The 14,232-nt window shown below is 36.4% G+C and carries 13 protein-coding genes; 9 read left to right on the top strand and 4 right to left on the bottom strand.

All coding sequences use genetic code 11. The annotated features are described in order from the left end of the window. Positions 1-108: 108 nt before the first annotated feature. The gene (fabG, locus tag B8967_RS17135; RefSeq protein ID WP_084086875.1) at positions 109-852 is read left to right on the top strand and encodes a 3-oxoacyl-[acyl-carrier-protein] reductase; all 744 of its coding nucleotides are present in this window, start codon (positions 109-111) and stop codon (positions 850-852) included. Between the two features lie 79 nt (positions 853-931). Here the strand turns inward: fabG and B8967_RS17130 are convergent, their stop codons facing one another. Then, on the bottom strand, positions 932-1,972 hold the full coding sequence (locus B8967_RS17130; RefSeq protein ID WP_084086874.1) for a GMP reductase: 1,041 nt from the start codon (positions 1,970-1,972) through the stop codon (positions 932-934). 61 nt (positions 1,973-2,033) lie between these two features. Here B8967_RS17130 and B8967_RS17125 point away from each other — a divergent pair, with 61 nt between their 5' ends. The 3 genes from B8967_RS17125 to B8967_RS17115 are packed head-to-tail and all read left to right on the top strand — an operon-like array spanning position 2,034 to position 4,431. Then, entirely contained in the window at positions 2,034-2,774 is a 741-nt protein-coding gene (locus B8967_RS17125) for a prolipoprotein diacylglyceryl transferase (protein ID WP_084086873.1), read from the top strand. Between the two features lie 10 nt (positions 2,775-2,784). Beyond that, a complete protein-coding gene (locus tag B8967_RS17120) occupies positions 2,785-3,018 on the top strand; it encodes a hypothetical protein (RefSeq protein WP_047489996.1) in 234 nt (77 codons plus the stop codon). Positions 3,019-3,027: 9 nt separating this feature from the next. Then, positions 3,028-4,431 (top strand): radical SAM protein, encoded by a 1,404-nt coding sequence (locus B8967_RS17115; RefSeq protein ID WP_084086872.1) that lies wholly within the window; start codon positions 3,028-3,030, stop codon positions 4,429-4,431. 89 nt (positions 4,432-4,520) lie between these two features. Here the strand turns inward: B8967_RS17115 and surE are convergent, their stop codons facing one another. Then, complete coding sequence (surE, locus tag B8967_RS17110; RefSeq protein ID WP_084086871.1) at positions 4,521-5,306, bottom strand: 5'/3'-nucleotidase SurE; 786 nt, start codon at positions 5,304-5,306, stop codon at positions 4,521-4,523. A 323-nt stretch (positions 5,307-5,629) separates the two neighbouring features. Further along, positions 5,630-5,800 carry a lmo0937 family membrane protein gene (locus B8967_RS22335; protein ID WP_143330546.1) on the bottom strand — a complete coding sequence of 57 codons (171 nt, stop codon included), beginning with the start codon at positions 5,798-5,800 and terminating at the stop codon, positions 5,630-5,632. 353 nt (positions 5,801-6,153) lie between these two features. On the opposite strand from B8967_RS22335, the gene B8967_RS17105 reads away from it, so the two are divergent. After that, positions 6,154-8,283 carry a carboxy terminal-processing peptidase gene (locus B8967_RS17105; RefSeq protein ID WP_047490009.1) on the top strand — a complete coding sequence of 710 codons (2,130 nt, stop codon included), beginning with the start codon at positions 6,154-6,156 and terminating at the stop codon, positions 8,281-8,283. A gap of 55 nt (positions 8,284-8,338) precedes the next feature. On the opposite strand, the gene B8967_RS17100 is transcribed toward B8967_RS17105, so the two are convergent. After that, a complete protein-coding gene (locus B8967_RS17100) occupies positions 8,339-8,842 on the bottom strand; it encodes a superoxide dismutase family protein (protein ID WP_047490011.1) in 504 nt (167 codons plus the stop codon). A 261-nt stretch (positions 8,843-9,103) separates the two neighbouring features. On the opposite strand from B8967_RS17100, the gene B8967_RS17095 reads away from it, so the two are divergent. From B8967_RS17095 to B8967_RS17080, 4 genes are all read left to right on the top strand, one after another. Beyond that, positions 9,104-9,694: a 4'-phosphopantetheinyl transferase family protein gene (locus tag B8967_RS17095; protein WP_179140082.1), complete on the top strand. Its 591-nt coding sequence runs from the start codon at positions 9,104-9,106 to the stop codon at positions 9,692-9,694. A gap of 184 nt (positions 9,695-9,878) precedes the next feature. Further along, complete coding sequence (locus tag B8967_RS17090) at positions 9,879-10,289, top strand: hypothetical protein (RefSeq protein ID WP_143330545.1); 411 nt, start codon at positions 9,879-9,881, stop codon at positions 10,287-10,289. Positions 10,290-10,731: 442 nt separating this feature from the next. After that, positions 10,732-12,504, top strand: coding sequence for a fibrobacter succinogenes major paralogous domain-containing protein (locus tag B8967_RS17085; protein ID WP_084086868.1), 1,773 nt, complete (start codon positions 10,732-10,734; stop codon positions 12,502-12,504). A gap of 265 nt (positions 12,505-12,769) precedes the next feature. Next, a partial coding sequence (locus B8967_RS17080; protein WP_143330544.1) for a condensation domain-containing protein occupies positions 12,770-14,232 on the top strand: 1,463 nt, incomplete at its 3' end.

Raw genomic sequence — 14,232 nt, 5'->3', positions numbered from 1 at the left:
TTTATAATATCTTTGCAAACCGGTTAATTCTGGAAAAGAATTATAGATCGAAAATGAGTCAGCATTCATAAGCTGAATGAGTTATAAAGAAAATAATTGTCAATAAATATGAAACTATTAGAAGGAAAAGTAGCACTAATTACCGGAGCTACAAGAGGAATCGGAAAAGGGATTGCTGAAGTATTTGCACAGCATGGTGCAAAAATAGCATTTACTTATGCCGGCTCTGTAGACAAAGCTAAAGAATTAGAAGCATCTTTAAGTTCTGTAACCCAAATTAAAGGATATCAGTCTGATGCATCGGATTATGATGCTGCTCAGCAATTGGTAGATGATGTAATGAAGGAGTTTGGGCAAATTGATATTTTGATAAACAATGCAGGGATTACAAAAGATAACCTGCTATTGAGAATGTCTAAAGAAGATTGGGATCAGGTATTGAGAGTAAATTTAGATTCAGTTTTCAACCTTACAAAAGCGGTAATCAAGCCGATGATGAAGGCCAGATCAGGATCTATTATTAATATGACTTCTGTAGTCGGAATCAAAGGACATGCAGGACAGGCAAACTACGCGGCTTCTAAAGCCGGTGTAATTGGATTCACCAAATCTGTTGCCCTGGAACTGGGATCCAGAAATATCAGATGTAATGCTATTGCTCCAGGATTCATTGAAACGGAAATGACAGCTGTTTTAGATGAGAAAATAGTTCAGGAGTGGAGAGAGGGTATCCCTATGAAAAGAGGAGGACAGCCTGTAGATGTTGCTAATGCCTGTGTATTTTTAGGAAGCGAAATGGCTTCTTATATATCAGGACAGACATTGAACGTTGACGGAGGAATGTTAACTTAAAAATATAAAAGGCTGTACATTCCGTACAGCCTTTTTTTATTCTTATCGCTGCTCATTCAGCAGATTAAAATAATCAATATTAGTCTTTAAAGATTTGATTTTCCTGTTCCTGAACTCTAATAAAAGTAGTTCTTTTGGAAAGCTGTTTAAGCTTGGAAGCTCCTACATAAGTACAGGTAGATCTTACCCCTCCTAAAATGTCTTTTACGGTTTCTGATACAGGACCTTTGTAAGCAACTTTTACGGTCTTTCCCTCAGAAGCACGGTATTCTGCTACGCCTCCGGAATGTTTATCCATAGCTGTTTTTGAGCTCATCCCATAAAACAAACGGTATTTTTTACCATTTTCCTCTACCATTTCGCCTCCGCTTTCATCATGTCCGGCGAACATTCCTCCCAGCATCACAAAATCCGCTCCACCCCCAAATGCTTTGGCTACGTCTCCGGGAACCTTACAGCCTCCGTCTGCTATAATGTGGCCTCCTAAACCATGAGCAGCATCTGCACACTCAATGACCGCTGAAAGTTGAGGATATCCTACCCCTGTTTTCACCCGGGTGGTACAAACTGATCCGGGGCCTATTCCTACTTTAATGATATCTGCTCCTACCAAAAGAAGCTCTTCTACCATCTCTCCGGTTACTACATTTCCAGCTATAATAATTTTATCCGGAAAATTCGCCCTTGCTTTCTTCACAAATCCAACGAAATGTTCCGAATAACCATTGGCTACATCAATGCAGAGAAACTCGATTTTTGGATGCTTTTCAAGGATCTGTCTGATTTTTTCTTCATCAGCTTTTCCCGTACCGGTACTTAAAGCGATATACTGATAAATACTTTCGGGCTGGCTTTGAAGAAATTCACTCCATTCTTCCACAGTATAGTGTTTATGGATAGCTGTAATTATTTTTTCTTTTGCCAGTTCTACAGCCATTTCAAAAGTACCAACCGTATCCATATTAGCTGCAATAACAGGGACCCCGCTCCATTTCTTTTGAGAATGTCTGAAAATAAATTCTCTTTCCAGATCAACTTCTGACCGGGATTTTAGAGTAGAACGTTTGGGACGGAACATTACATCCTTGAATCCCAGTTTTATTTCATATTCTATACGCATTTTATAATTATTTGTCAGAATAAAGGTAGTAAATAATCTCAAATAGATTATTTTTGAAGCAATGGATTTTCCTGTAACTTTCCATATTTTCGGAACAACAATTCTGGCACATCCTATTTTTGAAACAATTGGGATGTTCTTGGGTATGCGGTATTATTTTTACCTTAAAAGGAAGTCGAAAGAGAAGCTTAGTTTTAATACTTCCGCTGCTGTATTAATAGGAGCCACAGCCGGAGCTTTAATAGGTTCAAAACTGATTGGAAACCTTGAAAATCCTTACACACTATTCGAAAATTTCAGCTTTAAAAGATTTTGGTCTAACAATACGATTGTGGGCGGCCTGGCTTTTGGATTAATCGGAGTGGAGCTGGCGAAAAAAATAGTAAAACATACAGAAAGTACCGGAGACTTAATCGTTTTTCCTTTAATGCTTGCCATAATGATCGGAAGAGTCGGTTGTTTTCTTACGGGAATTCATGAAGAAACCTATGGAATTCCTACCGATTCAATCTTTGGAATGCATCTGGGAGATCAATATCTAAGACATCCTGTAGCGCTTTATGAGATTGCATTTCTGTTTATTTTATGGATTGCTTTACGTTATATCCAGCGTTTGAAAAACCACTCCTCAGGATTTATTTTTCAGGTATTTATGCTCAGCTATTTTACTTTCAGACTCTTTTTGGATTTCATTAAGCCAAGAATAGAAATTGCCGGTAATTTAGGGACTATACAGATTGTATGTATTTGTGTAATTATTTATTACATTTATACTATTAAAAATACCAAATCCTTATATTAAAATATTCACGATGAAATCTTTAACAATTTTAGAAGTGGGCAACCTGGCCGGCGTAGTCGTAATGATCATTGGACTGATTATTTTGGGCGCTTTGTTAATTTCTCTGGTAGTCGCTTTCATTACGAAAGTAATCTATGAATGGAAAGGAGACAGAAAGTTCAGTAAAAAACAATTTATACAAACGATGGTAATCTGTATTTTAATCTGCGGTTTGATTAGCGGATATATTTGTGGAGGCCTTTAAAATAATATTATGCCGGTAAGAAACTATACGTATTACGATTATACAATCAGTCTTTGCCCTGAATGTCTTAAAAGAGTGGGGGCAAAGATCATTATTGAGGATGAAACTGTTTTTATGACGAAAAGATGTCCGGACCATGGATTCTTCAAAACAAAAATAGCCTCAGATGTACAATATTATAAAAACATCAGGAATTATAACAAAGCTTCAGAGATGCCCCATCATTTCGGAACGGATGTGGAGTATGGATGTCCCTACGACTGCGGGCTTTGTGTAGATCATGAGCAGCATAGCTGTCTTTCTATAGTAGAAGTTACAGACCGGTGTAATTTGACCTGTCCTACATGCTATGCCATGTCTTCTCCTCATTATGGAAGCCACAGAAGTCTGGAGGAAATAGAAGCGATGTTTGATATTATCGTTAAAAATGAAGGCGAGCCGGATGTTGTTCAGATCAGTGGAGGAGAACCTACCATACATCCTGAGTTTTTTAAAATCATGGACATTGCCAAGTCGAAACCCATCAAACACCTGATGTTAAATACCAATGGGATAAGAATAGCCAATGATCCAGGATTTGCAGAAAAATTAGCGACCTATGCGCCGGAATTTGAGGTATATCTTCAGTTTGATTCATTTAAACCTGAAGTATTGGAAGATTTCAGGGGAAAAGATCTTACGGCGGTAAGAATGAAAGCCCTGGAGAAACTGAATGCACTTAATCTTTCCACTACATTGGTTATTGTACTGCAGAAAGACAAAAATATAGATGAGATTGGTAAGATCATTGAGTTTGCTCTGAAACAGAAATGTGTACGGGGAATCACTTTTCAACCGGTAGAAATTGCGGGGAGAAACAGAGAAGATTCTTCTCATGAGAAAATTACCTTAACAGAAGTAAGGCAGGAAATCCTCAATCAGTTTCCTCTGTTAAATTCTGATGATATCATCCCTGTTCCCTGTAATCCGGATGCTTTGGCCATGGGATATATTCTAAAATTAGAAGGAGAAACCATCCCTTTAACCCGATATATCAATCCTGCTGATCTTTTGAATAATGAATCGAAAAACACCATTGTATACGAGCAGGATCAAGGACTTCAGATGCAGTTGCTGGATATATTCAGCACAGGGATTTCTGTAGATAAAGTACAACCTAAAGTTAACCAGTTACTCTGTTGTCTTCCAGAAGTATGTGCTCCCAATTTTGATTACGATAATCTGTTCAGAATTATCATTATGAATTTTATGGATGCTCATGATTTTGATGTTCGTGCGGTAAAAAAATCCTGCGTACATATTGTCAATAAGGACCTGAAGCTAATCCCTTTTGAAACAATGAATCTTTTCTATAGAGATGAAAAGAAGAATTATCTGGAAGAGCTGAGAAAAGAGGACAAGGTCCTGTTTTAACCTGAATCAGCATAAAAAAATAAAGAGCCGTGAAATAATTTTCACGGCTCTTTTATATGTTCTTAAAAACCATTCGTAATAGAAAACGGTTATTTTACTTCTACACGGTCAAAAGTCATTACTTCTTCCAGCGTATTGATATACTCATATGCAGTAAGGTCGAATTTTACGGGTACGATAGAAATATATCCGTTGGCCAAAGCTGTTTCATCAGCATCTTCAGATTCATCCATATTGTTAAAATATCCTGTAAGCCAGTAGTATTTTTTTCCATGTGGATTTATTCTTTCGTCAAAACTTTCTTCCCATTTTGCATGAGCCTGTTTGCAGACTTTTACTCCTTTTATTTCTTCAGCAGGCAGTTTGGGAATATTGACATTCAGCACAATTCCTTTTGGCATTGGCTTTTCAAGAGTCCTTCTGACGATATTCTGAATATATTCTTTAGCCTGGGTAAAATCTGCCTCCCAGCTGAAATCCAGTAATGAGAATCCAATCGCAGGAATTCCTTCCACTCCGGCTTCTACAGCAGCAGACATCGTTCCAGAATAGATCACATTAATAGAAGAATTAGCCCCATGGTTAATTCCTGAAACAACGATGTCCGGTCTTCTTGTCATAATTTTGTCAAGAGCCATTTTTACACAGTCTACAGGAGTTCCACTACAGGAAAAATCTTTTTGTGGACCTTCAAGGGTAACTTCTTCGTAGCTTAGAGTAGAATTAATGGTAATAGCGTGGCCTTTTCCACTTTGGGGAGAGTTAGGGGCTACAACAACAACTTCTCCGATTTCATTCATAAAATTTACAAGATTTCTGATACCAGGAGCTGTAATTCCATCATCATTAGTAACCAGAATAAGTGGTCTTTCCATAAAATATTTTAATTTTTTAATAAAAATGAAGTTCAGTCTGTCCGGTTATTCAACTTGGACAAAAAGAAATTTCAACACATCAAATGTAGTTAAAAATAACCTGTTATAAAATATCTGTTGGGTAATAAATGAATCGGATTTCTCAGAAAAAATCAAAAATAGGCGTAAAATAGAGTGTTTTCTGACCTTAAATATCAAAAAAAGGAATCGGAACTAAGGGATGCTTTTCAGTGAAACTGCAACGGGTTTTATTTTTGAAAAATGACACCCACACAATCTCACTGAAATGTACATCTTTTAAAGTTTGATAATTTGAGTAAGGCTTAATCGAGAGGTTTTCTACCTGTTATAATATTGTAAAGAATAACAATAATGGCAATGACCAGGAGAACATGAAGCAGGTATCCGGTACTGATTCCCGGTACAATTCCTAGCATTCCTAAAAGCCAAACAACGATACAAATGACTGCTACTAACCATAATATATTTCTCATAACGTTACATTTTTAAAGTTATCTGTTTAACTATCAGCATAATCTGTGCCTTTATGCCGTAAAAACTGTTTTTGTGGTACCTGTTGTTTGGATTTGACAGCAAGGAAATAATGTCTTAAAGCCATTGTAGAAGGAGGGTGTAAAGGTATTTCCCTGTATGAGATAAAATTCAATGCTCAGGGAGTATAAAGAAGAGGCTGTATTATTTACATAGCTCTTTTGATAAAAATTACTAAAACTATACGATATTTGTAAATAAGGTATTAAATTTGATCGTTTGTAACAATACGAGTATTTTGTGTTACTAATTGATATACTTATTTTTAAAAAAATTAATAAATACAGGACAGTTTATGTGGAAAAATTTCAAACTGAATAAATTTTTACTCCTAATTCCATTAACAAGTCTAATGTTTTGTTTCAACTCGCCAAAGAATGACGATGAAAAGATGCAAACAATAATGGTGAGCGTAAAAAATACACTTTCTTATCTTCATTATAGCCCAAAAACTATTAATGATGCCTACTCTAAGGACGTTTATAAGCATTATTTCGAATTGGTAGACCCTGCAAAAAGATATTTCCTGCAATCTGATATGGATGAATTCAGCAAGCATGAAACCAAGCTTGATGACTATATCAGCCAGGGTGATCTTACCTTTTATAAGCTTACCATAGACAGACTCTACCAAAGAGTGGATGACATTGATAAGATTACCCAGGATATTTTTAGTAAGCCGATTAATCTTCAGGAAGATGAAGCGCTTACCCTTGAGCCAAAGCTTAAAAAAATACCTGCCAATAAGCAGGAGCAGTATAACGAGTGGAAGAAGTTCATCAAATATAATATCCTTCAGGAGATTGAATCAATGAACAGTAAAGAGGAAGCTCAGAAAGAGAAAAAAGATTCCGTTCAGAAGTACAAACTGAAAGATACTATCAATTTCAAGGTTCTTACTCAGGATGAAAAGATTAAGAAGGCTACGGATGAAGTAAAAGACCTTGTAAAAGATACCTTTACAAGATTCAAAAAGAGAAAGAAAATGGATTGGTTTACAGTGTATATGAATGCATATACGGAAGTATTTGATCCACACACGAATTATTATTCACCAAAAGATAAAGAAGATTTTGACAGCCAGTTTACCGGAAAAGTAATTGGTATTGGAGCCATTATCCAGGAGAAAAAAGGAAATCTTTTCCTTGGTGCTCTAACCATTGGAGCTCCGGCGTGGAAATCTAAGCAGCTTTCTGAAGGGGATAAGATCTTAAAGGTGAAATCTAAACCGAAAGATGACGCGGTAAATGTTGTAGGAATGCTTTCTGATGAAGCGGTAAGGCTGATCAGAGGTGAAAAAGGAACACCGGTAACACTAACGGTTCAGAAAAAGGACGGATCTATAAAGGACGTTACTATGATTCGTGAGGAGGTAGCTATTGAAGATACTTTTGCAAGAAGTATTGTAGTGAATACCCCTAACGGAAAGAAATACGGATTCATCAACCTTCCAAGCTTTAACGCTGATTTTGAAAATGCAAAAGGAAGAAATGCTTCCGATGATATTAAAAATGAAATTGTAAAACTGAAAGCTCAGAATATTGAAGGGATTATTCTTGATCTGAGAAATAATGGGGGAGGATCTTTAACGGAAGTTGGAGATATTATGGGTCTTTTCATGGATGCAGGACCTTATGTTCAGGTGAAGGATGGAAATGGAAAAATCCAGACCTTAAAGAACAAATATGAAGCTCCTATATGGACGGGACCTTTAGTAATCATGCAAAATGAACTTTCAGCTTCAGCTTCAGAAATTTTAGCAGGAGTAATGCAGGATTACGGAAGAGCAATGATCATCGGATCACCACAATCTTTCGGAAAAGGTACCGTACAGACTTTTGTGGATCTGAATAGATTTTTGAATACTGAAGATGATTTCGGATCTTTAAAGCTGACGATTCAAAAGTTCTATAGAATTACAGGAGAATCTACTCAGAGAAAAGGAATTGTTTCAGATATTCAGATGAAAGATTTCTTTACCTATGCTGAAGTAGGAGAGCGATATGATGATTACGCATTGGCGTGGGATAAAATTCCACCTACGAAATTTGAAAAGCTAAACTATTTCAACATTCAGGCTCTTGAGAAAGCAAGCTCTGAAAGAATGGCTAAAAACAGCAATTACCAGTTGTTGTTAGAATCAGCTCAATGGAGAGAAAAGCTGGATAAAGAAGAAAACATTACGCTGAATATCAATAAATTTAATGAATTGATGAAGCATAGAAAGTCTCAGATTGAGAAGTTTAAAGCGCTGACTAAATTTGAAAACGGACTTCAGTTTATGATGTATCCAAGTGAAATAGAAAGAGCGAAAAAAGATGAAGCATTTAAGAAGAAATCTGAAATGTGGATCAAAAATCTGAAAAAAGATCTCTACCTGCAGGAAGCAATGAATATTGTTGCAGATATGGGAACAAAATCATAATCATAAAAAAGCCGCTAATGAAAGTTAGCGGCTTTTTTATTGAAATAAAAAGGATTTATTTAATTTCTACACATCCCACTCTTCCTCCTGCATTTCCTGTAGGCTGAGTATGGAAATCGTCTGCTGCGGCATGCACGATAAGACCTTTTCCAATGATGTTTTTAGACTCATCAGTACAGGTAAGACACCATTTGTCTGTCTTAAAAGTTAAAGTAGCATTTCCACTCTCGTCCGCAATCAGGTTACCGATATCTCCCATATGGAAGTGTTCAGCTCCCCATTTTCCATGGTCATCTTTACCAGGATTCCAATGTCCTCCGGTAGATGTTCCATCTGCTGCGGAACAGTCTCCTTTTTCATGAATGTGTACCGCATGGATTCCAGGGGTCAGATGAGTGACATCAAGCTTCATAATTACATTGTTTCCCTGTTGGGTAAACTTTGCTGTTCCTCCTGTTTGTGTTCCGCTCTTGGCGTTTACTGCATACGTTTTTATAGTGCTGCAAGAAGCTGCTAAAAATGCACACCCAGCCAATAATGCTAATGTTTGTACTTTCATTTTTAAATGATTTATAGTGATTATAGGCTAAAATTATAAAAGATTTTCCAAAGCGCTTTATGATTCCAGTCTTTTTTTCTGAAAAAGCCGGTTAATGATCCCTGGAATTTATAGAGGTTGCTGAGGAGAGGCCGGCCTTACTGCAAAATAAATAATAAGTTTCAAAATAGATTTGAAAAAGAAAATGACTATTTTTAATCTAATTTATTTTTGATGATTATTCTATATTCATTTATTGATGAAAGCAGGCACAAATTTTTGATGGACAGATATTTGAATGCTTTCTCAGAAGATTTTAAGGAAGATATTCTGAAGTACAGGCGCTGGCAGGATGCCCAGCTTTCCCTGTTGGGAAGAGTTCTTTTGCTGCATGGATTAAGTGCTCATTTTGGCATCAATGAGGCTGATATTGGAAAATTACCCAATAATAAACCATTTTTAAAAGGCCATCCTATTCATTTTAATATTTCTCACTCCAAAAATCTTGTGGCTTGTGTTATAGCTGATTTTCCTATTGGAATTGATATTGAGTTCTCCGATGAAACTATCAATTATTTGGATTTTGAATTTCAGATGACGGGAGGTGAATTTGAAGAAATTCATCAGTCTGAAGACAAAATAAGCAGTTTTTTTTCTTATTGGACAAAAAAAGAAGCAGTTTTAAAAGCAGAGGGTAGTGGCATGATGATTTCTCTTGACTCGTTTGAAATTTTAAACAATGAATGCGTTATTGAAGGAAAAAAATTCTTTACCAAGGAGTTTTTTATAGATAAAAGATATCACTGTTGCATAGCATCTGAGGATTTGGACGTTAAGAATAAGTCCATTTGTTATGAATTGTTTCAATATTGATTCATGCCTGTTATAATGCACTATAAGGGCTGATTTAATGCAATTTTCCAGAAAAAAAAACTTAAAATAAATCATATATTAGTGATAAAATAAGATTTTTTTACAAAATTTTCTTTGTGATTTCAAAATTAACATATATCTTTACACGGAGAAAAAGAAATTATTTCAACACTAAAAATTCACAATGAGAAAAAAAATATTGCTGCAAATTTGCATTTGCTTCAGCATGTATTCGCTTGCACAAGTAGGTATTAAGAAGGATAACCCAAATCCTAGTACAGACCTTGAGCTTGGTTCGAATAACAAGGCTTTAATTTTGAACAGAGTTCAAAACACAAGTGCAGTTCCAAACCCCGTCAATGGAATGATGATTTATGACCTTTCAGAGGAATGTGTAAAAGCATATCAATCTGGAAAATGGTCAAAATGTTTAGGCAAAAACCTAAAAGCCAATAAAAGTTCCAATCCACTATCTTTATCAAAGAGTTCCGTAAATCTGTCCCATAATGTTAATGCCGGGCAATCTTTTCGTGAACAAGACATTACGTATACACAAGAGAAGAGAACTCTTGTGAAGGACGAGATATTAAGATAAATGAATTAGTGGTAACACTGCCCGCCATAATTTCGCGGATGGTAAAGTTGATAGTATTCAGCACAGTATTTCGGTCATAGCAAGTAATGTAAAAATGAGAATTTTATTCCCTATATCGTTTTTACCCCTGAATATATAACAGATATTATCGTCCCGAAAATGAGTTTCAGACAGAAATTTCCTGAGATTGATCTACATTCAGTAGTTGCTTTATAAATAGGCATCATACTAACTGTCACAGGAGAACTATGTCTAATTGGCAAGGGTTAATTGCTACAGGAAGTTATTGTTTTTTAGATATTTAGCGATCTGTTGTTTACATTAATTCTTAAAAATATCCTGAATCTGAGTGTCCGGGCCTACCATTACTTATTTTTCACAATTTCAAAAAAACAAACACATTATATGAACCAAATTCTTTATTAAAAACGAATATTTTAAGATGAAAAAACTATTATTATCGATTTATTTAAGTGCTAGTGCTTTATCCTTAGCTCAGGTGGGGATTAATACTGCCAATCCCCATCTAAGTTCTGATCTGGAACTGGGGTCTACAAACAAAAGTTTATTATTGAACAGGGTTCCTAACACAGGAGCCATTGCTAATCCAGTTAACGGGATGTTAATCTATGATATAGCAGAACAGTGTGTAAAGGCATTTCAGGGTGGGGCATGGTCTCAGTGTTTCTGGAAAGAAGATACAGCTTTCGCTTTAACATGTGCTTCCGCAGTGTTTGCTCCTTCTCCTGCTGTTCAGAATCAGCCTTATACAGGAACGTTAACAATTCCTTACACAGGTGGTAACGGGAGTGCTTATGCTGCGCAGAGTGTTCAGGCTAATGGGCTTACAGCTACTTTACCAGCAGGTACATTTGCTGTAGGAAATGGAAGTTTACAGTTTAACATTACCGGGACTCCGGTTAGTACACCTTCTGCTGTATTTAATATTGCGGTAAACGGAAGTACATGTTCCGGTCTTTCTCTTACGGTGAATAGTGGAACACCAGTAATTCCTCCAACAATTACAATACTTGAGGGAATATATTTTGTAGGATCTGTTTACGACAATGATTATTCTCCATTTACAGCACCTACAGGACCGGCTACTACTGCCAGACCTGTTGCGGCTGATGGTGTGCCGGATAAATTAGCCGATTACCAGGGCTTTATTCCGACAACAGGGCTTGAAATTTATATACCAGTAACCGCTACAGGAACAGGTAATCTATCAGCGTGGAGCTCTGTAACAACGGTTCCTGCCAACCTTACTGAGGATGGTATTTCCAGACAGCTTAGACTTTCCTGGAATGCACAGTCTTATACTGCAGGAAGCAAATCGATTAAAGCAACTCTTACAGCAATTGGTGGTACGTTGAATGCACGTAAACTGGACATTAATGCAGGGATAGGGAATGATTATCTTGGTGTATTAATGGCAAGATTCCAGTTCCCTTCTGACAATGTTGGAACCTCAAAGAATTATGATGTCCGTATATTACCGGGTATTCCTGACAGAAAATTCGGATTGCCTGATAACCTGGGAAGTCTGAATCATAATTTCCTTTATTTACCGGTTCAGGCTGAAGATGGATATACTTGGTTAAATAATAATCTAGGTGCGGATTATACCAATACAAACAGCCCTTCTTTCAGTATTGCACAACAGGCAACAGCTGCCAATGACTATAAAGCTTACGGATCATTATTCCAATGGGGAAGAAAACCGGATGGACATGATTTGATAAACTGGACATCTTCCAATACGGGAACACCAGTTAATCCGACCATTACAAATACTGCGAATGATAATCCTACAGATACCAGATTCATTGCTACAGGAAGTGACTGGAGAGTAACTCCAAGTATTACACTTTGGGAAAGCAGTACTGCTGTAAACAACCCATGTCCTATTGGATTTGCAGTTCCATCACAGGCGCAGCTACAGAATTATTTAAATGCTTCTAATTTAAGTAATGGAATTGCTGGTGCTGCAGCAAGCAAATTAAAACTTCCTGCTGCCGGAACTCGTGATGCAGGTCTTGGAAATATATCAACTGTTACAACAGGAAATTCCGGACTTTATTGGAGCCGAAGTGCAGGGTCTCTGGCTAGTCCGGCGGCATATACATTGCAGATTCCACAATTTGGAGCTCCTTCCTCGACATTTGGAGCGAGCAAGGCACAAGGAATCTCAGTTCGTTGTATTAAAGAGTAAAAAAACAAATTTTAAATAATCACTAGGGTAGTTGTCGACATTGTTAACAACTACCCGACGTGGTTAAAATACCCTCCTGTAATTAGAATTATTGATCTAAAATAAGATTGTTATTGCAAAAATTTCAGGACAAAGTAACAAAAAACACAAATTTAAAATATACAAATACTTCTCATTATCAACACCTAATGGAATCCAATACGTATTTGATGATTATCTATAAAAATCCTAACCCTAACCTAATATCCGTAAGGATATAATCCCCATGAAGCTAACATCTTACCAATCGACTTTTTATAATGAATGGATACTGAATCCATTCAGAAGTGACTACAACATTATTTTTGACCAGTCAATGTCTGGATATATAGATATTCAGAGATTGAATTCAAGCTTAGTCCGATTTGTCAACAATAATTTACTACTCAACAGTAATGTTATAAGTGAATCGGGAAGCTTATATTGGAAGCACAGGCCGCTGCTTTCTGAAGATGCTCAAATATTGACATTCATTACCCGTGAACCGGGTGCTGAAGAAGTATTAAAGCTTGCCTTACAGCCGTTTGATCTTGAAAAGGACCAGCTGGCAAGATTTTATGCAATCAAGCTTGATAATGGAGGATATAGGATTATCCATATATTTTCTCATATTCTTGTTGATGGTCTAAGTGCTAACAGTATTTATGCAGAACTCAGTACTTTTTACAATGATCTTAGCTATGTAAACCCAATAAGTCTGGCAGAGCAGAAAAAATTATACGAAAAACTGAGGGGTCAGTTTGATGATATATTGACAGTTGGGAAAGAAGAAATGTCTAATTTCTGGGAAAACAGTCTAAAAGATGTAGAAAATATTGGATTTAAATTTCTGCAGACCTCAGATTTAGTTCGTTCGGATTTTGAACAGAAAACCTCGCTTCTCACCAATCCGGTAAGTGAACTCCGGTTTAATTTTCCTGAACCTGTATTTCTTAAGGTAAGACAACTAACATCAAAATATAAACTTACGCCCTATACATTTGGGCAATTGGTATTAGCTGTTTTGCTTCATAGAATTTCCGGAATAGATAACCTGGTGATCAACTATCCTGTTGGTATTACGGAAGGACAGGACTTTATTTTTGGAGCTCACATCAATACTATTTTAAAGGGATATAGGTTTCATAAAGAATCTTCACTTCAGGATCTTGTACAGCAAAATTTAGATTATACCCATCTGCTGAAAAAAAGTAAGGCCAGATATCTTCCTATTGAAGAGCTTATCAGCCATGCTCCTACATCAAATATATTGGAATTTGGATTTGTTCAGACCAGTCTTAAGGATGTGGTTATTCATTATGAAGGAGCCAGTAGTGTAATTATTAATAGCGACCTGAATGTTGATTTGGTAGGAAAATTATCATTTGAGCAGGAAGTAAGAGATGGACAGATTAATTTTAAAGTTCGTTATGCCAATCAAAAACTTGATGTCAGATTGGTTACGGGATTTGTAGACATTTATAAGGAACTGTTTATTGAAATACTGGAAGATTTACTGGAAGGGAAAGTAGAAAAACAGATCACAAACTATGAGCTGCTAAGTCATGATTCTTATCAAAATACAGTGACTTCCTGGAACGGGATAGGGTCTGTAGTTTCAGATAAAACACTTTCTGATTTATTTGAATCTCAGGCATCAAGAACTCCTGAAGCGATTGCGTTGGTTTATGGAGATGTTAAATTAAGCTA

The sequence above is a fragment of the Chryseobacterium sp. YR221 genome (assembly GCF_900176315.1).
GTDB lineage: Bacteria > Bacteroidota > Bacteroidia > Flavobacteriales > Weeksellaceae > Chryseobacterium > Chryseobacterium rhizosphaerae.
The sequence above is the reverse complement of the archived record's forward strand: the minus strand, read 5'-3'. Positions and strand labels throughout refer to the sequence as shown.

Coding starts and splice junctions, on each gene's coding strand:
- B8967_RS17095 (WP_179140082.1), top strand. CDS start 9,104: ATGGACAGATATTTGAATGCTTTCTCAGAAGATTTTAAGGAAGATATT.
- surE (WP_084086871.1), bottom strand. CDS start 5,306: ATGGAAAGACCACTTATTCTGGTTACTAATGATGATGGAATTACAGCT.
- B8967_RS17120 (WP_047489996.1), top strand. CDS start 2,785: ATGAAATCTTTAACAATTTTAGAAGTGGGCAACCTGGCCGGCGTAGTC.
- B8967_RS17100 (WP_047490011.1), bottom strand. CDS start 8,842: ATGAAAGTACAAACATTAGCATTATTGGCTGGGTGTGCATTTTTAGCA.
- B8967_RS17125 (WP_084086873.1), top strand. CDS start 2,034: ATGGATTTTCCTGTAACTTTCCATATTTTCGGAACAACAATTCTGGCA.
- B8967_RS17130 (WP_084086874.1), bottom strand. CDS start 1,972: ATGCGTATAGAATATGAAATAAAACTGGGATTCAAGGATGTAATGTTC.
- B8967_RS17090 (WP_143330545.1), top strand. CDS start 9,879: ATGAGAAAAAAAATATTGCTGCAAATTTGCATTTGCTTCAGCATGTAT.
- fabG (WP_084086875.1), top strand. CDS start 109: ATGAAACTATTAGAAGGAAAAGTAGCACTAATTACCGGAGCTACAAGA.
- B8967_RS17115 (WP_084086872.1), top strand. CDS start 3,028: ATGCCGGTAAGAAACTATACGTATTACGATTATACAATCAGTCTTTGC.
- B8967_RS17085 (WP_084086868.1), top strand. CDS start 10,732: ATGAAAAAACTATTATTATCGATTTATTTAAGTGCTAGTGCTTTATCC.
- B8967_RS17105 (WP_047490009.1), top strand. CDS start 6,154: ATGTGGAAAAATTTCAAACTGAATAAATTTTTACTCCTAATTCCATTA.
- B8967_RS22335 (WP_143330546.1), bottom strand. CDS start 5,800: ATGAGAAATATATTATGGTTAGTAGCAGTCATTTGTATCGTTGTTTGG.